Annotated in this window: 19 protein-coding genes; 12 read left to right on the top strand and 7 right to left on the bottom strand. The window is 56.3% G+C overall.

Annotated elements, in window-relative coordinates; genetic code table 11:
• The first annotated feature begins 107 nt into the window (after positions 1-107).
• On the top strand, positions 108-893 hold the full coding sequence (ygiD, locus tag ACTJKZ_RS13975; RefSeq protein ID WP_440829738.1) for a 4,5-DOPA dioxygenase extradiol: 786 nt from the start codon (positions 108-110) through the stop codon (positions 891-893).
• Positions 894-946: 53 nt separating this feature from the next.
• On the opposite strand, the gene ACTJKZ_RS13970 is transcribed toward ygiD, so the two are convergent.
• The 3 genes from ACTJKZ_RS13970 to tolC form a co-directional block, all read right to left on the bottom strand.
• Positions 947-2,107, bottom strand: a complete 1,161-nt coding sequence (locus tag ACTJKZ_RS13970; RefSeq protein WP_161734981.1) for a glutathionylspermidine synthase family protein — start codon at positions 2,105-2,107, stop codon at positions 947-949.
• A gap of 7 nt (positions 2,108-2,114) precedes the next feature.
• Positions 2,115-2,786, bottom strand: coding sequence for a DUF1190 family protein (locus tag ACTJKZ_RS13965; RefSeq protein ID WP_033733914.1), 672 nt, complete (start codon positions 2,784-2,786; stop codon positions 2,115-2,117).
• Between the two features lie 142 nt (positions 2,787-2,928).
• Positions 2,929-4,395 (bottom strand): outer membrane channel protein TolC, encoded by a 1,467-nt coding sequence (gene tolC / locus ACTJKZ_RS13960; RefSeq protein WP_222924976.1) that lies wholly within the window; start codon positions 4,393-4,395, stop codon positions 2,929-2,931.
• A 212-nt stretch (positions 4,396-4,607) separates the two neighbouring features.
• Here tolC and nudF point away from each other — a divergent pair, with 212 nt between their 5' ends.
• The 6 genes from nudF (at position 4,608) to ACTJKZ_RS13930 (ending at position 10,058) form a co-directional block, all read left to right on the top strand.
• The gene (gene nudF / locus ACTJKZ_RS13955; protein WP_161735044.1) at positions 4,608-5,243 is read left to right on the top strand and encodes an ADP-ribose diphosphatase; all 636 of its coding nucleotides are present in this window, start codon (positions 4,608-4,610) and stop codon (positions 5,241-5,243) included.
• Positions 5,240-5,665 (top strand): DUF1249 family protein, encoded by a 426-nt coding sequence (locus ACTJKZ_RS13950; RefSeq protein ID WP_061063379.1) that lies wholly within the window; start codon positions 5,240-5,242, stop codon positions 5,663-5,665. Before nudF ends, ACTJKZ_RS13950 begins: the two co-directional genes overlap by 4 nt.
• A gap of 42 nt (positions 5,666-5,707) precedes the next feature.
• A complete protein-coding gene (gene cpdA / locus ACTJKZ_RS13945; RefSeq protein ID WP_013359054.1) occupies positions 5,708-6,535 on the top strand; it encodes a 3',5'-cyclic-AMP phosphodiesterase in 828 nt (275 codons plus the stop codon).
• A 3-nt stretch (positions 6,536-6,538) separates the two neighbouring features.
• Positions 6,539-7,120 (top strand): esterase YqiA, encoded by a 582-nt coding sequence (yqiA, locus tag ACTJKZ_RS13940; RefSeq protein ID WP_033733910.1) that lies wholly within the window; start codon positions 6,539-6,541, stop codon positions 7,118-7,120.
• 49 nt (positions 7,121-7,169) lie between these two features.
• Positions 7,170-9,065 carry a DNA topoisomerase IV subunit B gene (gene parE, locus ACTJKZ_RS13935; protein WP_033733909.1) on the top strand — a complete coding sequence of 632 codons (1,896 nt, stop codon included), beginning with the start codon at positions 7,170-7,172 and terminating at the stop codon, positions 9,063-9,065.
• 93 nt (positions 9,066-9,158) lie between these two features.
• On the top strand, positions 9,159-10,058 hold the full coding sequence (locus ACTJKZ_RS13930) for a LysR substrate-binding domain-containing protein (RefSeq protein WP_161734990.1): 900 nt from the start codon (positions 9,159-9,161) through the stop codon (positions 10,056-10,058).
• Positions 10,059-10,436: 378 nt separating this feature from the next.
• Here the strand turns inward: ACTJKZ_RS13930 and ACTJKZ_RS13925 are convergent, their stop codons facing one another.
• Together ACTJKZ_RS13925 and ACTJKZ_RS13920 are read right to left on the bottom strand one after the other, a co-directional pair.
• Complete coding sequence (locus tag ACTJKZ_RS13925) at positions 10,437-10,745, bottom strand: putative quinol monooxygenase (protein WP_013359050.1); 309 nt, start codon at positions 10,743-10,745, stop codon at positions 10,437-10,439.
• 48 nt (positions 10,746-10,793) lie between these two features.
• Entirely contained in the window at positions 10,794-11,375 is a 582-nt protein-coding gene (locus ACTJKZ_RS13920) for an NAD(P)H-dependent oxidoreductase (RefSeq protein ID WP_150014764.1), read from the bottom strand.
• Between the two features lie 114 nt (positions 11,376-11,489).
• Here ACTJKZ_RS13920 and ACTJKZ_RS13915 point away from each other — a divergent pair, with 114 nt between their 5' ends.
• The 4 genes from ACTJKZ_RS13915 (at position 11,490) to ftsP (ending at position 17,127) form a co-directional block, all read left to right on the top strand.
• Complete coding sequence (locus tag ACTJKZ_RS13915) at positions 11,490-12,305, top strand: transporter substrate-binding domain-containing protein (protein WP_253422070.1); 816 nt, start codon at positions 11,490-11,492, stop codon at positions 12,303-12,305.
• A gap of 192 nt (positions 12,306-12,497) precedes the next feature.
• Entirely contained in the window at positions 12,498-14,771 is a 2,274-nt protein-coding gene (gene parC, locus ACTJKZ_RS13910) for a DNA topoisomerase IV subunit A (RefSeq protein ID WP_161734993.1), read from the top strand.
• A 45-nt stretch (positions 14,772-14,816) separates the two neighbouring features.
• Entirely contained in the window at positions 14,817-15,554 is a 738-nt protein-coding gene (locus ACTJKZ_RS13905) for a 1-acylglycerol-3-phosphate O-acyltransferase (RefSeq protein WP_161734996.1), read from the top strand.
• 142 nt (positions 15,555-15,696) lie between these two features.
• Positions 15,697-17,127, top strand: coding sequence for a cell division protein FtsP (gene ftsP, locus ACTJKZ_RS13900; protein WP_161734999.1), 1,431 nt, complete (start codon positions 15,697-15,699; stop codon positions 17,125-17,127).
• 91 nt (positions 17,128-17,218) lie between these two features.
• Here the strand turns inward: ftsP and dkgA are convergent, their stop codons facing one another.
• Entirely contained in the window at positions 17,219-18,043 is an 825-nt protein-coding gene (dkgA, locus tag ACTJKZ_RS13895) for a 2,5-didehydrogluconate reductase DkgA (RefSeq protein WP_161735003.1), read from the bottom strand.
• A gap of 203 nt (positions 18,044-18,246) precedes the next feature.
• Here dkgA and ACTJKZ_RS13890 point away from each other — a divergent pair, with 203 nt between their 5' ends.
• On the top strand, positions 18,247-19,155 hold the full coding sequence (locus ACTJKZ_RS13890) for an AraC family transcriptional regulator (protein ID WP_013359043.1): 909 nt from the start codon (positions 18,247-18,249) through the stop codon (positions 19,153-19,155).
• A 30-nt stretch (positions 19,156-19,185) separates the two neighbouring features.
• On the opposite strand, the gene ACTJKZ_RS13885 is transcribed toward ACTJKZ_RS13890, so the two are convergent.
• Positions 19,186-19,848, bottom strand: coding sequence for a DedA family protein (locus tag ACTJKZ_RS13885; protein ID WP_033733897.1), 663 nt, complete (start codon positions 19,846-19,848; stop codon positions 19,186-19,188).
• Positions 19,849-19,896 lie beyond the last annotated feature (48 nt).

Raw genomic sequence — 19,896 nt, 5'->3', positions numbered from 1 at the left:
ATTTCATTCAAATTTCCTGGTGATCATCATCATGGTTATCCGCGTGATAACCTGACGAATGCGCGTATCGTAGTGGCTATTAAACAACCGGATCCCGGAGATGACGAATGAGCCTGTTACGCATGCCAGCCCTGTTTTTAGGCCATGGCAGCCCGATGAATGCCCTTGAAGAGAACCGCTATACCGCCGCGTGGCGTCACGCAGGCGATACGCTGCCACGTCCACGCGCAATTATTGCGGTTTCGGCGCACTGGTATACGCGTGGCACCGCCGTGACGGCAATGGCACAGCCGAAGACCATTCATGATTTTGGTGGCTTCCCACAGGCGCTGTTTGATACGCGCTATCCGGCACCGGGATCGCCTGAACTGGCTCGGCAGCTGGCAGAGCAGTTAGCGCCCGTCGAGGTGAAGCTGGATCAGGATTGGGGACTGGACCATGGCTCCTGGGGTGTCCTGATTAAGATGTACCCGGATGCCGATATTCCGGTGGTACAGCTCAGTATTGACGGCACCAGACCTGCGGCATGGCACTTTGAGATGGGCCAGAAACTGGCAGCACTGCGCGATCAGGGCGTAATGATTGTCGCCAGCGGCAACGTGGTGCATAACCTGCGTAAAGTGCGCTGGGATGGCAACAGCGAAGTCTATCCGTGGGCCAGCAGTTTTGAGCAGTTTGTCCGCGATAACCTGGCGGTGCAGAGCGATGCCGCTTCTCATCCGCTGGTTAATTTTATGGACCATCCTGGCGCGGCGCTTTCTAACCCAACACCTGAGCACTATCTGCCGCTGCTCTATGTACTGGGCGCACGTCAGCCGGATGAGACAATCAGCATTCCGGTTGATGGCATGGAGATGGGTGCCATCAGCATGTTGTCGGTTCAGGTAGGTTAGGGCGAAGCGGAGAGAAAACAGGCCAGAAGCTGGCCTGTTATTATCGCGGTGCGTTAACCGATAAAGGCGTGCGGATAGAAACGGGAAAGATCCTGAGTGATCAGGTCACGATCTTCACGCAGGCCGATTCCGGCCGGTTGATCGTCGATCAGCCAGCTTCCAATCAGCGTATAACTGTCGCCAAATTTTGGCAGCGGATGGAACTGCTGGACGATCATTCCTTCTTCGCCGTACGGCCCATCAACGCGGGCAATCTCCTGACCATTTTCCACGATCCGGATGTTAGCGCCTTCACGTGAAAACAGTGGCTTCACCACATATTTTTCCATGTGTGGCACGTCATCTTCTGCGAACCAGGCGGGCAGCAGGTTAGGATGATTTGGGAACATCTCCCACAGCAGCGGCAGCAGAGCTTTGTTCGAAATGATGCTTTTCCATGCCGGTTCCAGCCAGCGCACGCCAGCATCGCCCAGCTTGGTAGAGAACATTTCACGCAGCATGAACTCCCACGGATAGAGCTTGAACAGGTTACTAATCACCTGATCATGAGCGTCGGTGAATTCACCTTTTTCGCCCAGGCCAATCTCATCAATATAGAGAAATTCACTCGGCAGACCCGCTTCGGTGGCGCAATCCTGAAGATACTGCACGGTGCCACGATCTTCGTCGGTGTCGCGGCAGCAGGCGAAGTGCAGCCAGTTAAAGCCGTGCTGCTGGTGTAACGCGGCAAAGCGTTCAATCAGCTTTTCCTGCAGGCTATTAAACTGATCGCTGCCGGCGGGGAGTTGACCGGCGTTAAGCTGGTCTTCCAGCCAGAGCCACTGGAAAAATGCCGCTTCATACAGCGAGGTCGGCGTATCGGCATTGTTCTCCAGCAGTTTAACATCATCCTTGCCATCCCAGGCGAGATCCAGACGAGAGTACAGCGATGGCTGACGCTGATGCCATGAATCGCGCACGAAATCCCAGGTATGCTTAGGAATGCGGAATTTAGTCAGCAGCGCTTCGCTGTTGACCACTTTTTCCACCACCTGCAGGCACATCTGATGCAACTCAGCGGTAACATCTTCCAGATGCTCAATTTGCGCCAGCGTGAACTGATAATAAGCATCTTCACACCAGTAGGGCTCGCCATGCATGGTGTGAAAACGAAAACCGAATTCGGTGGCTTTTTCGCGCCAGCCCGGGCGCTCTGAAATGGCAATGCGTTCCATTGGGGCGTTAGCCTCCCATTGAACGGCTGGAGGTGCCGGTGGCGCTGCTGCGCTGCATGCTGTTCTGCTTCGCGACGGTTTCACCAAAGCCACCACGGGTAATGGTCGACGTGGTCGCCGGTTTTGGTGCCAGCGCCGTTTTCGGCACAGTCATGGTTTTGCCAGAGGTAGCAGCGCCATAGTTACGGCCCGATGCATCAACAAACTGACCATTGGCCGGGCTGCGGGCATTTTTCGGAGAGAACAGCGGTTGCTGCGCAAAGCCCGAACCACCGCCCATCATGCGGCCCATCATGTAACCCGCCATCAGTGGCATCCAGAAGCTGCCGCCGCTCTGCTGTGATTCCGCATTGGTGGTGCCCACGCCTGCCTGAGCCGGTGTCTGCTGACACTGGTTTTCGCCAAATTCAGCGACACAATCTTCACGGGTGGCATATTTTGGCGCGGTGCGTTCCGCCTCTTTTTTGGCCTCATTGAATGCGGTGGTACATTGCGCACTCTGGCCCGGATTGGCTTTCGAACAGTCATCGGCGTTCTGGTACATCGAAACCGTTTCATCGTTCTGTTCACAGCCAGCCAGCATAAATACCGCCGAAACGGCGATAGCAACAGGCGTTAAATGGCGTGCCTGCCAGCTCTTACGAAAAGCGGCATAGCGAATAGATTTTGTGCGTTTCATTATGATTATCCTGTGCCCAAAGGTAGCGCATAGAATAGGGGATGGGGGGGTAAAATTGAAGCTGGAGGCCTGATGCAACAGGGATCTTTACTTAGTTATACGTTCAACAGAGAGGCGGGCCGCAAAGCAGCCCACCTGCTGATTAATTACCGAAAGGATTACCGCTACTGTGGCGAGCCGCAGGACGTGCGGCCTCAGAAGAGCCGGTTGCCACCGGACCGCTATCCACACGTGCGGTCTGCTGGGCATTTTCCGGTGCCACGGTTTCCGGTGACGTCGGGATCTCTTTACCAAGCTGGCTGTTCAGTTTCTGCAGGCTCTGCTCATTGAGCGTACCCAGCGCATAACTGATATTCAGCTGGTTAATCAGGTAGCTATAGCGCGCATCAGAGAGCTGCTGCTTCGCGTTGTAGAGCACGGTAGTTGCATCGAGCACATCGACGATAGTACGTGTACCCACCTGATAGCCTGCTTCTGACGCATCGAGAGAGCTTTGCGCAGAGACCACGGCCTGTTTGTAGGCGTTGATGCTGCTGATAGACGCATTCACGTTGTTAAACGATGAACGTACGGTCTGAACCGCAGAGCGGTGCGCGCTTTCCAGTGATTCACTGGCGCTGACGAAGCTGTACTGCGCCTGTTTCACCTGAGAGGTGACGCTGCCGCCGCTATAGAGTGGCAGTGAGAAGCTCAGGCCAACCTGGTTAGAACCGGTAATGGAGTCAGTTGAACCCTGGCTCTGGTTCGCACGGCTGCCGCCATACTTGCTGTTTGACAGGCCGGTAGAGGCAGTCAGACCAATAGTAGGCATATGACCCGCTTCCATCTGGCGGATCTGCTCACGGGCTAAATCCTGGTTCAGACGCGCAGAGAGCAGCGACAGGTTACGGGCTTCCGCCTGCTTAAGCAGTGCGCTCACGGGTTCCGGCTTATCGGTTCTGAAGCGATCGATGCTCAGCGAAGCAAGCGACATGTAATCCATGCCGGTGATCTGACGCAGCGTTTCTACGTTATTATCAAGGTTGTTACGCGCGGTGACTTCGTTGGCCAGCACGCTGTCATACTGGGCGCGGGCGTTCTGTACGTCAGTGATGGCAACCAGGCCAACGTTAAAGCGCTGAGTGGTCTGATCCAGCTCGCGATAGATCGACTGTTTCTGCGCTTCCGTGTAAGAAAGCGTATCAATCGCTTTCAGCACGTTGAAGTAGGCGGTCGCGGTGTTCAGAATCAGATCCTGCTGTGCGACCTGATAGGTGACATCCTGAATACCGGCAGCTTTTTCCTGCAGGGTCAGCGCGCGCCATTTCGACATGTCGAAAATAGTCTGGGTCAATTGCAGCGTGCCGCTGGTCGTGTTGGAATGGAGACCGCTGCTGTCGCGATAGCCGTTGTTATAGGTGTAGTCTGCACCCAGGCCGAGCTGGGGTAATAATGGGCTGCGCGCTTCGTTGATTTTCTCAAAAGCAGAATCGCGATCGGCAGCGGCGCTGCGCAGATCCGGGTTGCTCAGACGCGCTTGCTGGTAAACCTGAAGCAGGTCTTCGGCCTGGCTGGCGAAGCTGAAACCGCCCAGGCTCAGCCCAATAAAAAATGGGAGCAGTTTTTTCATTTGCATTCCTTTTGTTGCAGCAAATTGCAGTGGGTGCGCTGCCGGGTAAGCCAAAAATTATCGCCGATTCTAGCAGAGGGCAACTGTGAGATAAGTTGGCTGAACGTGCCTTCTCCCTCTAATTTACGTAAATAATTCAGAAAGAACTACTTACATGGAGCACAGTTACAGGCTTTTTTCGCTCCACCCCAATCTGCACAAGGAACCTGATGATGCCGGAAGAAAAAAAATCCCCTGTGACTTTCACAAAAAACGATGTAGAAATTATTGCACGCGAAACCGTCTATGATGGTTTTTTTTCCATCGAACGTTACCGCTTCCGCCATCGCCAGTTTAATGGCGAAATGAGTGGGGAAGTGCAGCGTGAAGTTTTTGAGCGCGGACATGCCGCCGTGCTGCTACCTTATGATCCCTTACGCGATGAAGTGGTGCTGATTGAGCAGATCCGCATCCCGGCTTATGACAGCAGTGCTTCACCCTGGCTGCTGGAGATGGTCGCCGGCATTATTGAACCCGGCGAATCTGTTGAGCAGGTTGCGCGCCGTGAAGCCGTTGAAGAAGCAGGTCTGGACGTTGGCCGGGTTAAGCCTGTGCTTAGCTATCTGGCCAGCCCTGGTGGCACCAGCGAACGTCTGTCGGTGCTGATTGGGGAAGTGGATGCCAGCCAGGCAGAGGGATGCCATGGTCTGGAGGAAGAGAATGAGGATATTCTTGTGCATGTGGTAAGCCGCGAACAGGCTTATCGCTGGGTGGAAGAGGGGATAATCGACAATGCGGCGTCTGTCATCGCCCTGCAATGGCTGGCGTTGCACCATGAAAAACTACGCGAAGAGTGGATACAAAAATGAAACAGCGCTATACCCCTGACTTTCCCGAAATGATGCGGCTCTGCGAAACCAACTTCGCCCAGTTACGCCGCCTGCTGCCGCGCAACGATGAGGCGGGAGAATCGGTGATTTATCAGGTAAATGGCGCCCGTTATCAGCTGACGATTCAGGAGTCGACGCGCTACACCACGCTGGTGGAGATCCGCCAGGTCGCGCCTGCTGTGAGTTACTGGAGCCTGCCCTCAATGTCGGTTCGGCTCTATCACGATGCGATGGTCGCCGAAGTGTGTTCAACTCAACAGATCTATCGCTTCAAAGCGCGCTATGATTATCCTAATAAAAAATTGCATCAGCGCGATGAAAAGCATCAGATAAACCAGTTTCTTGCAGACTGGCTGCGCTACTGCCTGGCGCATGGCGCGATGGCAGTTCCGGTCTGCTGATGCGTATAATGCAGTAAATGGCGTGGAGACGAAGGAAACGCTTTGGATAGCCTGCTAACTCTTCCTGCAGCGAACGGTTCCGAAATCAGGATTTTGCAAATCACGGATACCCACCTCTTCGCGGGAAAACATGAATCGCTGCTTGGCGTGAACACCTGGTCGAGTTATGACGCGGTGCTGGATGCGATTATTGCGCAACAGCGCGACTATGACCTGATCATCGCTACCGGCGATCTCGCCCAGGATCACTCTGTCGAAGCCTATCAGCATTTTGCTGAGGGCATCTCACGTTTACCGCGACCCTGTGTCTGGCTGCCCGGTAATCACGACTTTCAGCCCGCGATGGTTGACACGCTGGCGGCAGCGCACATTAATGCCCATAAACAGGTGCTGGTGGGTGAGCAGTGGCAGATTGTGTTGCTCGATAGCCAGGTCTACGGTGTCCCGCATGGGATGCTGAGCGACTATCAGCTGGAGTGGCTCGACAACGCGCTGTCCCGCTTTCCGCAACGCCATACGCTGGTCCTGCTGCATCACCATCCGCTGGCCTCGGGCTGTACCTGGCTCGATCAGCACAGCCTGCGCAATTCCCATCAGCTCGATGCGGTATTACAGCGCTACCCGTTAGCCCGGACGCTGGTCTGTGGTCATATTCATCAGGAGCTGGATCTGGAGTGGCATGGCCGCCGCGTGCTGGCGACGCCGTCAACCTGCGTCCAGTTCAAACCGCACTGTACCAGCTTTACGATTGACACCGTGGCGCCTGGCTGGCGCTGGTTTACCCTGCATCCGGATGGCGGCCTTGAGACCGAGGTCAACCGGCTTGACACCGACGCTTTTCGTCCCGATTTAGACTCAGAAGGATATTAACGCGTGGCGGCATTGCTTTATCTGCACGGTTTTAACAGCTCGCCGCAGTCGGCGAAGGCAACGCAGTTCCGGCAATGGTTAGAGGCGCAGCACCCCGGCATCGAGATGATCGTGCCTCAGTTGCCGACTTTTCCGGCCGATGCCGCGGCCATGCTGGAAGATCTGGTGCTGAGCCGCAGTGGCGAAACGCTGGGGCTGGTGGGCTCTTCGCTGGGCGGTTATTACGCCACCTGGCTGTCGCAATGCTTTATGCTGCCCGCCGTAGTCGTCAATCCTGCGGTGCGACCTTTTGAGCTGCTGGCGGATTTCCTGGGCGAAAATCAGAATCCCTACACCGGCCAGCAATATGTGTTAGAGTCACGCCACATTTACGATCTCAAAGTAATGCAGATTGAACCGCTGGAAGCGCCCGATTTACTCTGGCTGCTGCAACAGACCGGCGATGAAGTTCTCGATTACCGCCAGGCGCTCGATTATTACAGCGCGTGCCGTCATACGGTAGAAGAGGGCGGAAATCATGCATTTACTGGATTCGAGCGCCATTTCCCGCAGATTCTGGACTTTCTCGGTCTGAATCATCCCTGAGTAATGCGGAAATCGCACCCCATTTCACCCTTCTAATCAGACATTTACGATGAGTCAATCTAACTATAACGCGGATGCCATTGAGGTCCTGACTGGCCTTGAGCCTGTTCGCCGTCGTCCGGGCATGTATACCGATACGACGCGGCCCAACCATTTGGGTCAGGAAGTGATTGATAACAGCGTCGATGAGGCGCTGGGCGGCCATGCGAAGCGGGTTGAAGTGATTCTGCACGCTGACCAGTCGCTGGAAGTGATTGATGATGGCCGCGGCATGCCGGTGGATATCCATCCGGAAGAGGGCGTGCCAGCCGTCGAGCTGATTCTGTGTCGTCTGCATGCGGGCGGCAAGTTCTCCAACAAAAACTATCAGTTTTCGGGCGGCCTGCACGGCGTCGGTATCTCGGTAGTTAACGCCCTGTCAAAACGGGTCGAAGTCACGGTGCGCCGTAATGGCGAAATCTATGACATGGCGTTTGAAAATGGCGACAAAGTGCAGGATCTCACCGTCACCGGCACGGTGGCTAAACGTAACACCGGCACGCGCGTCCATTTCTGGCCCGATGAAAGCTTCTTCGACAGCCCGCGTTTCTCGGTATCGCGTCTTTCCCATCTGCTGAAAGCCAAAGCGGTGCTCTGCCCTGGCGTTGAGATTGTCTTCAAAGACAAGCTGAACAATACCGAACAGCGCTGGTGCTACGAAGATGGCCTGACCGACTACCTGTGTGAAGCGGTGAATGGCTTACCGACGCTGCCGGAAAAACCTTTTGTCGGCAGCTTTGCCGGTGATGTGGAAGCGGTGGACTGGGCGCTGTTGTGGCTGCCGGAAGGCGGTGAGCTGTTAACGGAAAGCTACGTTAACCTGATCCCGACCATGCAGGGCGGAACGCACGTCAACGGCCTGCGTCAGGGGCTGCTGGATGCCATGCGCGAGTTCTGCGAATACCGCAACATCCTGCCGCGTGGCGTGAAGCTCTCAGCGGAAGATATCTGGGATCGCTGTGCCTATGTGCTGTCGGTCAAGATGCAGGATCCGCAGTTCGCCGGGCAGACCAAAGAGCGTCTCTCCTCACGTCAGTGTGCTGCCTTTGTCTCTGGCGTTGTAAAAGATGCCTTCAGCCTGTGGCTGAACCAGAATATTCAGACGGCGGAAATGCTGGCTGAGCTGGCAATCTCCAGCGCCCAGCGTCGTATGCGGGCAGCCAAAAAAGTGGTGCGTAAAAAGCTCACCAGCGGACCGGCTCTGCCGGGCAAACTGGCGGACTGCACCGCGCAGGACCTGAATAAAACAGAACTGTTCCTGGTCGAGGGGGACTCGGCAGGTGGATCGGCCAAGCAGGCGCGCGATCGTGAATATCAGGCGATCATGCCGCTGAAAGGCAAGATCCTGAACACCTGGGAAGTCTCTTCCGATGAGGTGCTGGCGTCGCAGGAAGTGCATGATATTTCCGTGGCGATCGGCATTGATCCTGACAGCGAAGATCTTTCGCAGCTGCGTTACGGCAAGATCTGTATTCTGGCGGATGCGGACTCCGATGGTCTGCACATTGCTACACTGCTCTGTGCGCTGTTCGTGAAGCATTTCCGCTCACTGGTCAGAAATGGTCACGTCTACGTCGCCATGCCGCCGCTCTACCGTATCGATCTCGGTAAAGAGGTTTACTACGCGCTGGACGAAGATGAGAAAGAGGGCGTGCTGGAGCAGCTGAAACGCAAGAAGGGCAAACCGAACGTTCAGCGCTTTAAAGGGCTGGGTGAGATGAACCCGTTACAGCTGCGCGAAACGACGCTGGATCCGAATACCCGTCGGCTGGTTCAGCTGACGATCAGTGAAGAGGATGTTGACCAGACGCTGCGCATGATGGATATGCTGCTCGCGAAAAAACGTTCCGAAGACCGGCGTAACTGGTTGCAGGAAAAAGGCGATATGGCCGATATTGAAGTGTAGAAAACAGGACGCGAAAGCGTCCTGTTTGCTTTGTACTTCAGCCTGTACATCCTCAGAGAATCCGGCAGATTCAGAGCAGAGACAGTAACCCTTGTGAAAATTACCCTGGAAGAGCTACGCGCCTGGGTGGCGGTGGTGGACAGCGGTTCCATTACTGCGGCGGCATCCCAGCTGGCGCAGACCAGTTCCGGCATCAGCCGGGCGCTATCGCGGCTGGAGAGTAAGCTGCAGACCACGCTGTTGCATCGGACTACCCGACGGCTGGCGCTGACCGAAGAGGGGCAGGTTTTTCTGGAGCATGCGCGCCAGATCCTGGCCTCGGTTGAGCAGGCGGAAGAGCAGATTGCACTGCGGCGTGAGATACCGTCAGGACGGCTGCGGGTGAATGCCGCCACGCCCTTTATGCTGCATGTAATTGTGCCGCTGGTTGAAGATTTTCGCGCCCGTTATCCGCTGATCCAACTCGAACTGAATACCGACGACATCATGATCGATCTGCTGGAGCAGCAGACCGACATTGCCATTCGCATTGGCGAACTGCGTGACTCCACGCTGCGCGCCCGGCTGCTTGGCAGTAGTGCAATCCGGCTGATGGCCAGTCCGGCCTATCTGGCAAAAGCGGGCACGCCGCAGAGCGTTGCCGATCTCGCGCACCATCAGACCATCGGCTTCAGCTATCCTGACACCCTCAACGTCTGGCCGATCTGGCAGCCCGATGGTGATTTTATGCGTGTCAAGCCGACGCTCTCGGCTTCGAGCGGTGAAACCATCCGGCAGCTGGCGCTGGCAGGACAGGGTATCGCACGGCTCTCCGACTTTGTCAGCCGGGAAGATTGCGCCGCTGGCCGGCTGGTGCCGGTTCTTCCCGCGGAAACCCGCGATCTGCGGTTGCCGGTGCATGCGGTTTATTACCGTAACACCACGCTCTCTTCGCGTATCGGCTGCTTTCTCGATTTTCTCCGCACCGAGATTGATCGGCGTCAGATGCTCTGAACCGGCCTGTCAGAAACAAAAAACCTCTGTCACAGGACAGAGGTTTGAGGAGGGTGACAAAGTCTGGCCGGATTTGCTTTCAGAACGTGCCTGCACAAGGAACACGGTCAGATCGGAAAGACGCAACTACCGCCATCCATGGCACGCTCGGCCCGCGCGATTACGCACCTCATCCCTGAGGTGCGCCCTGACCGGACCAACGCTTTGCGTTGTTCAAAAACGCTCCCGGCGTTTTTATCCGGGCGGCGGGACGCTTTCCTCTTCTGACCGTGTTCCCTGCGCTTTGAGCTAATTTATTGCTGCCAGAGGCACCCTGCTGAGACTTCATCACCAGCCTTAACCCCCGCTACACAACCGGCGTTAAGGTTTCAGCAATCATCAGGCACTCGGTTCCAGCACCAGAATCTTCACATCCACCACATCATCTTTAATGATGGCGCGATGCGCATCCATATGCGGCATCTGCTGATGCTGCTCCAGATGGCGCAGCGTTTCCCACTGCTCCAGCATGAAAATAGAGTCTGGCGAGTTTTGCTTCCATGGCACCTGCGCCTGATGATCCAGCAGCGCGTCATACTGATGGCAGCCATCTTCTTCTAAGACCTGCGGGATCAGCTTTTTCACTGCATCCAGCACAGCCTGACGGCGACCGGGTTTAACACAAATTTCAGCAACGACTGTTAACATTCGCGAATTCCTCTTTCGTGGAAAAATAGGGGATAGCCCCCAACCATCTTACGCAAAAACGCGGCTAAGATGGGTCCGATAAGCGGCAATATCGCGTGGCACGTCCGGCGCTTTAATCACGTCGTTGCAGATAAAGGTCGGCAGCGCTTCCATTCCCAGGAACTGGTTGGCCTTGTGGAAGTGTAGATAGAGACCATCGACGCCGACGCCTTCAAAGAACTGTTCAGGGTCGGTAAAGGCCTGGAGCGGCGCATTCCAGGTCAGCGACAGCATATATTTTTTGCCCTGCAGCAGACCGCCGGAACCATATTTTTTTGCTGCATCGGAACGGGTACGACCATCGCTGGCGTAGAGCGAACCGTGGCCTTCAGTAAAGACTTCATCGATGTAACGCTTCACTGTCCAGGGTTCGCCCATCCACCAGCCCGGCATCTGATAAATCACCACATCGCTGTCGACATATTTCTGCACCTCATCGGCGATCACGTAATCGCTGTCAGCCACGGTGACTGACACTTCATGTCCCATGTCACGCAGCTGGCTGGCCGCAACATCGGTCAGGGTGTGGTTCAGTTCGCCTTTAGAGTGGGCAAAAGTTTTGCCGCCATCGATAATTAAAATCTTGCTCATGAATAGGTTGCCTCGTTTCCTGAATATGGTGCTCAGCTTACGTGCGCCGCAGCCGCAGAAAAATGCGTGGTTGATCACAACACTTTTGCTGCAGCAGCAACAATACGCCGGTTTATGGCACCATCGGTGGGCAAACTCACCATAAAAATCATAGAAAAAATCAGAATGAAAAAATTAATCCTCGCTTTGTTGCTGGCCAGCGGTGCTGTCCATGCGCAATCTCATCTCGACACCGTTCTCCGTTCTAAGACGCTCAAAGTCTGCACCACCGGCGATTACAAACCCTATAGCTATCTGCGACCCGATGGTCAGTATGAAGGGCTGGATATCAGCATGGCGAACGCGCTGGCTACCTCGCTCGGCGCAAAAGTAGAGTGGGTACAGACCAGCTGGAAAAACCTGATGCCAGACTTCCTGGCAAAGCAGTGTGACATCGCCGTCGGCGGCGTCTCCGTCACGCTGAAACGCCAGCAGACGGCCTGGTTCGCGCAGCCGCTGGACGTGGATGGCAAAATCCCGCTGGTGCGCTGCAGCGATAAAGAGCGCTTCCAGACCCTCGAACAGCTCAACCGGCCTGACGTACGGCTGATTGAACCGGCAGGCGGTACTAACGAAGCCTTTGTACACAGCCATCTGCCAGAGGCTTCGCTGACGCTGTTTCACGATAACGTCACCATCTTCCAGCAGCTGGTCGATAACAAAGCGGATGTGATGATCACCGATGCCTCAGAAGCGCGTTTTCAGCAGCAGCATTACCCGACGCTCTGCGCGATCAATCCCGACACACCGCTGCAGTATGGCGAGAAGGCTTACATGATCCCGCGTGACGACATCAGCTGGAAACTCTATGTCGATCAGTGGGTGCATCTCAGCATCGCCACGGGTGAATATCGTGATATTGCCCGTCAGTGGATAGGGTCAAAGCCCTGATTCACTTCAGCAGAGAGGTCAGGCACTTGCCGGTCTGAATCCGGCGTGCTTCCGGCACATGAAATTGCGCGGCGGGACGCCTATTGTCCCGCGCTTCCCCTGTGACTAACACCAGGGAATAAGGTACTATCCTCGCCAAACCACCGCCGGGTGTCCCGCCGTTGTGGGCCACGATGTGAGGATGAGAAATTAATGAGTGAACTGACTCAGGATGGTGCAGAGCGTCTCGCCCTGCACACATTCACCGAGAATGCGTACTTAAACTATTCGATGTACGTCATCATGGACCGCGCACTGCCTTACATTGGCGACGGATTAAAGCCGGTTCAGCGACGTATCATCTACGCCATGTCCGAGCTGGGGCTTAGCGCCAGCGCAAAATTCAAAAAATCGGCACGTACCGTGGGTGACGTGCTGGGTAAATACCATCCGCACGGCGACAGCGCCTGCTATGAAGCGATGGTGTTGATGGCGCAGCCGTTCTCCTACCGTTATCCGCTGGTTGACGGTCAGGGCAACTGGGGGGCGCCGGATGATCCCAAGTCGTTCGCGGCGATGCGTTACACCGAATCCCGTCTGTCAAAATATGCCGAGCTGCTGCTGGGCGAGCTGGGTCAGGGCACGGTCGACTATCAGCCGAACTTTGATGGCACGCTGCAGGAGCCGAAGATGTTACCGGCGCGCCTGCCCAATATTCTGCTGAACGGCACCACTGGTATCGCCGTAGGCATGGCGACCGATATTCCGCCACACAACCTGCGCGAAGTGGCTCAGGCGGCGATCGCATTGATCGACGCGCCGAAAACCACGCTGGAACAGCTGCTGGATATTGTCCAGGGACCTGATTATCCGACCGAGGCGGAGATCATTACGCCGCGTGACGAAATCCGCAAAATTTATCAGACCGGGCGTGGTTCCATCCGCCAGCGTGCGGTATGGAAGAAAGAAGAGGGCGAGGTGGTCATCACCGCGTTGCCGCATCAGGTGTCAGGCGCGCGCGTGCTGGAGCAGATTGCTAACCAGATGCGCAATAAAAAGCTGCCGATGGTGGAGGATCTGCGTGATGAATCGGATCACGAGAACCCGACCCGCCTGGTGATCGTTCCGCGCTCCAACCGCGTCGATCTCGATCAGGTGATGAACCATCTGTTCGCCACCACCGATCTGGAGAAGAGTTACCGCGTTAACCTCAATATGATCGGCCTGGATAACCGCCCGGCGGTGAAAAATCTGCATGAAATCCTGACCGAATGGCTGGTGTTCCGCCGCGATACGGTCAAACGCCGTCTGAACTACCGGCTGGATCGCGTGCTGCGCCGCCTGCATATTCTGGAAGGTTTGCTGGTCGCATTCCTGAACATTGATGAAGTGATCGAGATCATCCGTACTGAGGATGAGCCGAAGCCGGTCCTGATGTCGCGTTTTGGCATCAGTGAAACGCAGGCCGAATCCATCCTCGAACTGAAGTTGCGCCACCTGGCAAAACTGGAAGAGATGAAGATCCGTGGCGAGCAGGCGGATCTGGAAAAAGAGCGCGATCAGCTGCAGGCGACGCTGGCGTCTGAACGCAAGATGAATACCCTGCTGAAAAAAGAGTTACAGGCTGACAGCGCCAGCTACGGCGACGATCGTCGTTCGCCGCTGTGTGAGCGTGAAGAAGCCAAAGCTCTGAGCGAAACCGAGCTGGTGCCGTCTGAACCGGTCACCATTGTGCTGTCGCAAATGGGCTGGGTGCGCAGCGCCAAAGGCCACGATATCGATCCAGCCGGACTGAGCTATAAAGCAGGCGACAGCTATCTGGCTGCCGCACGCGGCAAGAGCAATCAGCCGGTGGCCTTTATCGACTCCACGGGCCGCAGCTATACGCTGGATCCGACATCGCTGCCTTCCGCGCGCGGACAGGGCGAGCCGCTGACCGGCAAGCTGACGCCACCGCCGGGTGCGGTGGTTGAACAGGTGCTGATGGAGCCGGATGACCAGCGTCTGCTGATGGCCTCTGATGCGGGCTACGGTTTCATCTGTACCTTCAGCGACCTGGTGTCGCGCAACCGTGCCGGTAAAGCGCTGCTGACGCTGCCGGACAATGCCCGCGTAATGACGCCAATGGCGGTCCATCATGAAGATGACATGCTGCTGGCGATTACCCAGGCGGGACGGATGCTGATGTTCCCGGTTGGCGAACTGCCGCAGATGTCGAAAGGCAAGGGCAACAAAATCATCTCTATTCCGTCAGCAGAAGCCGCCGCGGGTCAGGACAAACTGGCCTGGCTGATGATCCTGCCGCCGGGCAGTGCGATCACACTGCACGTGGGCAAACGTAAAATGCTGCTGCGCAGTGAAGAGCTACAGAAATTCCGTGCCGATCGCGGACGTCGCGGCACGCTGTTACCGCGCGGCCTGCAAAAAATTGATCGTGTTGAACTGGATGCACCTGCGCGTCCGGCGAGCCCGGATAGCGAAGCGTAAACTACCCGGCTGACCCTGCGTCAGCCGTGGCTCAATGAGGGAACTATGTTACTGATTCTGCGTGCCATTATCGTCGTCATTTATTCGATCCTAATCTGTATCTTTGGCTGTATCTGGTGTCTTTTTTCACCACGCGATCCGCGCCACGTCGCCACTTTTGGCCGTCTGTTCGGCAAATTATCGACGGTGTTTGGTCTTAAAGTCGATCTGCGCAAACCGGAAGGCGCAGAGAATTATGGTAATGCGATTTATATCGCCAACCATCAGAACAACTACGACATGGTCACCGCGGCTAAAATGGTGCAGCCCTATACGGTAACCGTGGGCAAGAAGAGCCTGCTGTGGGTGCCGTTTTTTGGCCTGCTCTACTGGCTGACCGGCAACCTGCTGATTGACCGCGATGACCGGGCGAAAGCGCGCGGCACCATCGGTGAGCTGGTGGATCAGTTTAACCGCAAGCGCATCTCCATCTGGATGTTTCCTGAGGGAACGCGCAGCCGTGGCCGTGGCCTGCTGCCGTTTAAAACTGGTGCCTTCCACGCTGCCGTGGCGGCGGGCGTGCCGATCATTCCGATTGTGGTCTCCAATACCCATGGCAAGATCGATCTCAACCGCTGGAACAACGGGCTGGTTATTGTTGAGATGCTGCCGCCGGTTGATGTAAAAGCATTCGAGTCTTCGTCGGTGCGTAAGCTGGCTACCCACTGTCGCGAACTGATGGCGGCGAAGCTGGAAGAACTCAACGCCGAAGTCGCAGAACGCGAAAAAAACGGAAAAATCTGACCGGCGAGCCATTCGCCGAACTATCCTGCATGGATGCCGCGCGGCGGGCCTTATCCGGCTCGCCGTGAACGCAGCACAGCAAAAACAGATCAATAAAAACAGGGTCGGCGCTTAGCGCCACGCGTAAAGGGTCAGAAGTTTTATGTCTTTCAGCAGACGTCAGTTCATCCAGCTTTCTGCCGGAGCGGCGCTTAGCGCCAGTTTACTCCCTCATGCGGCACATGCCGCCTCTTCAGCCAATGGCGATACACCGCTTCCGGTTCCGCCGTTGCTGGAATCCCGTCGCGGCCAGCCGCTGTTCCTGACGATGCAGCGCAGCCACTGGTCATTTAATGGCGACAATAACAAAGTGCCGGTGTGGGGTATCAATGGCCTCTATCTTGGCCCGACCGTCCGGGTTTACAGCGGTGACGACGTAAAGCTGATCTACAGCAACCGGCTGAATGAGTCCGTCTCCATGACCGTCAGCGGTTTACAGCTGCCGGGTGCATTAATGGGTGGCGCGCCACGTATGATGTCGGCCGGTGTCGACTGGTCGCCGGTGCTGCCGATTCGTCAGGCGGCCTCAACCTGCTGGTATCACGCCAATACCCCAAACCGCATGGCGCCGCATATCTATAACGGTCTGGCGGGTATGTGGCTGGTGGAAGATGACATCGGTAAACAGCTGCCGCTGCCGAAGCATTACGGCGTCGATGACTTCCCCATCATCATTCAGGACAAGCGGCTCGATAACTTTGCCACGCCGGTCTATGACCCGCCGCAGGATGGTGGTTTCCTGGGTGATACGCTGCTGGTGAATGGGGTACGCAATCCGTATGTTGAGGTGTCACGCGGCTGGGTACGCCTGCGTCTGCTGAACGCCTCGAATGCGCGACGCTATCAGATGGTGCTCAGCGATAATCGTCCGTTTATGGTGATTGCCAGCGATCAGGGCTATCTGCCTGCGCCGGTTGCGGTGCAGCGTCTGTCACTGGCGCCGGGCGAACGTCGCGAAGTGCTGGTGGATATGTCGCAGGGCGATGAAGTGTCGATTACGGCGGGAACGGCGGCAGGCATTATGGATCGGCTGCGCGGTTTCTTTGAGCCATCTTCTATTCTGACCTCCACCCTGATCCTGACGCTGCGCCCAACCGGCTTACTGCCGCTGGTGACGGATAATCTCCCGATGCGGCTGCTGGCCGACCAGATTCTGGATGGGGTGGCGGTGCGCACCCGCGAATTCCGCATCGGTGACAGCATGCCGGGCATCAACGGCGCGCTCTGGGATATGAACCGCATTGACACCACTGCGCAGCAGGGCACCTTTGAGCGCTGGATCCTGCACGCCGATCGGCCACAGTCGCTGCATATTCAGGGCGTTATGTTCCTGATTAAAAGTGTGAATGGCGCACAGCCGATGGGCGAAGATCGTGGCTGGAAAGATACGGTGTGGGTCGATGGCAGCGTGGAACTGATGGTCAGCTTCCCGCAAAGTTCGTCAGATCACTTCCCGTTTGTCTACCACAGTCAGACCCTGGAACTGGCCGATCGCGGTACGGCGGGTCAGCTGGTGGTGCAGCCCACTGCATAACAGCGCGGTCAGGCAGGAAGAACCCGCCTGACCGCATTAAGCCCCCTCTGCCCGTCAACGGCAGGGCAGAGCGGTTAAGGTCACCTTCACGTCAGTTAAAAGTGTCCGGATCCGGCCCCAGACGATTACCGCTGTCCAGTTTCGCAATATCACTCACTTCATGCTTATCCAGACGGAAGTCGAATACCTTAAAGTTCTCTTCGATACGTGCTGGCGTCACCGACTTCGGAATCACCACCAGACCGCTATCCAGATGCCAGCGGATCACGATCTGCGCCGGGGTCTTACCATATTTCTTCGCCAGCGACTTGATGATCTCCTGATCAAAAACGCCTTTGCCGCCCTGTGCCAGCGGACTCCAGGATTCGGTCTGGATCTGGTGCAGCGCGTTCCACGCATGCAGCGTACGCTGCTGTAGCATCGGGTGCAGCTCAATCTGGTTCACGACCGGCGTCACACCGGTTTCATCCAGCAGACGCTTCAGGTGCGCTTCATGGAAGTTACAGACGCCGATGCTTTTGGTCAGCCCCTGCTGCTGCAATTCGATCATCTTCTTCCAGGCATCAACGTAGTGGTCTTTTTCCGGGCACGGCCAGTGCATCAGATAGAGATCGACCTGCTCCAGTTTGAGTTTCTCCAAGCTGGTTTCCATCGCCTGCTGAACATTCTGCTGATCGTCGTTCCACAGTTTGGTGGTCACGAAAATCTCTTCGCGCGGCACATCGGTTTCCTGCAGAGCCTGGCCAATCGCCTCTTCATTCTTATAGGCGGCGGCGGTATCGATTGAGCGATAGCCGACCTCAAGCGCTTTCAGCACCGCATGACGCGCATCTTCGATGCTGGCCTGCCAGACACCGAGTCCGAGTTGCGGCATCATATTGCCATCGCGCAGTTTGATAATGGGTTGGTCTGCCATAGTTGCTCCTTTCCGTTGCGGTTAACCCGTGAGAATTCACTGTGCTTAAGTCTAGCCAACAATTTTCAGCCTGCTCAGCGTCAGCAACAACAGCAGGTCTGTTCTTCTGCCCGATCCGGTAAATTTCTTGCCTGATTCTCCAGGCTGCTGGCGGTTCAGGCATTCGCGCGGCACACTGGCTTTTTGTCCGAAAAGGAGTCGCTATGGCGCACGATGCACTCTGTCACCGGCTGGCACAGCAGGTAGTCACCTTAATGACTCATGGTCGCGACCGTCTTTGCCCGGTCGAAAATGTGTCACTGATTTATGCTAATCAATATCGTCCCCGTACGCCGATGATGTATCAGCCCGGCATTGTTATCCTGTTTCAGGGCAGCAAAACCGGCTATCTCGGCAGCACCGTGTTTCAGTATGACGCCAGCAAATACCTGATGCTGACCGTGCCGCTGCCGGTGGAGTGCGAAACCTGGGCCTCGCCGGAAATACCGATTGCCGGGCTGTGTCTCAGGGTTGATACCGCCAGCCTGCAGGATCTGCTGATTGAAATCGGCGACGACGATCAGTTTCAGCCTCAGCCGCAGACTTCGGGTATCCACTCGGCGTGGCTGACGGAACCGATGCTGTGCGCCGCGGAGCGGCTGCTGGATGTGATGACCCAGCCGCGCGATGCGCGCGTTCTGGGGCCGCACATCGTGCGTGAAATTATTTACTATGTGCTGACCGGTCCGATCGGCGGCGCGCTGCTTTCGCTGGTGAGCCGACAGACGCAGTTCAGCCTGATCGCGCGTGCCCTGCGACGGATTGAGAATCACTATGCGGAAAACCTCAGCGTTGATGCGCTGGCAGCAGAAGTGAACATGAGCGTCTCAGCCTTTCACCATAACTTCAAAGCGGTGACGCAGACCTCGCCGTTGCAGTATCTCAAGCGCTATCGCCTGCATCAGGCGCGACTGCTGATGCTGCACGATGGACTAAAGGCGAGTGCGGCGGCGGTGCGGGTGGGCTATGAAAGCCCTTCACAATTTTCGCGGGAGTTTAAACGCTATTTCGGCGTGACGCCGGGGGAAGAGGTGAGTCGTGTCAGGCAGACGGTAGCGGATCCGTCCGCCTGAGTGGCGGCGGATCCGAAAGCCAGATGCGCGTCAGGCGCGTTTCTGGCGACGCTTTTTCCAGATCACCACAATGCTGCCGGACAGGCCGAGCACCAGCAACACCATCGGCAGTATCATCAGGATCGCCATCACCTGATCTTCATGACGCTTGATAAACGGCACCTGACTGATGCCATAGCCAAAGGCAACGACAATGCCGACCCACAGCACGCCGCTGAGCCAGTTAAACAGCTGAAAGCGGCCATTCTGTAAGCCTGCAATGCCCGCCATAGTCGGCAGGATCGTGCGGATAAAGGCGAGAAAACGGCCGACCAGCAGCGCCATCAGCCCGTGACGGTTAAACATATTCCAGGCGCGCTGGTGATACTGTGCCGGCAGATGCATCAGCCAGCTCTTCACCAGCCGGGTATTCCCCAGCCAGCGGCCCTGCAGGTAGCTCAGCCAGCAGCCCAGGCTGGCAGCGGTCGTGAGGATCACCATTGTCGGCACAAAATCCATCACCCCTTTGGCCACCATCGCCCCGGCCAGCAGCAGCAGGCTGTCGCCTGGCAGGAAAGAGGCGGGCAACAGACCATTTTCCAGAAACAGCGTCAGGAACATTACGCCGTATACCACCCACACTACATCCGGATTTGCCAGTGCGGCAAAATCCTGATGCCAGAGCGCCTGGACAATCTCGTGTAAAACACCCATTAGCGATTCCATCACGTCACAAGGAACAATCCGTCTGCGTTCAGACAG

Source organism: Pantoea sp. 22096 (assembly GCF_052045955.1).
Lineage (GTDB): Bacteria > Pseudomonadota > Gammaproteobacteria > Enterobacterales > Enterobacteriaceae > Pantoea > Pantoea alfalfae.
The sequence above is the reverse complement of the archived record's forward strand: the minus strand, read 5'-3'. Positions and strand labels throughout refer to the sequence as shown.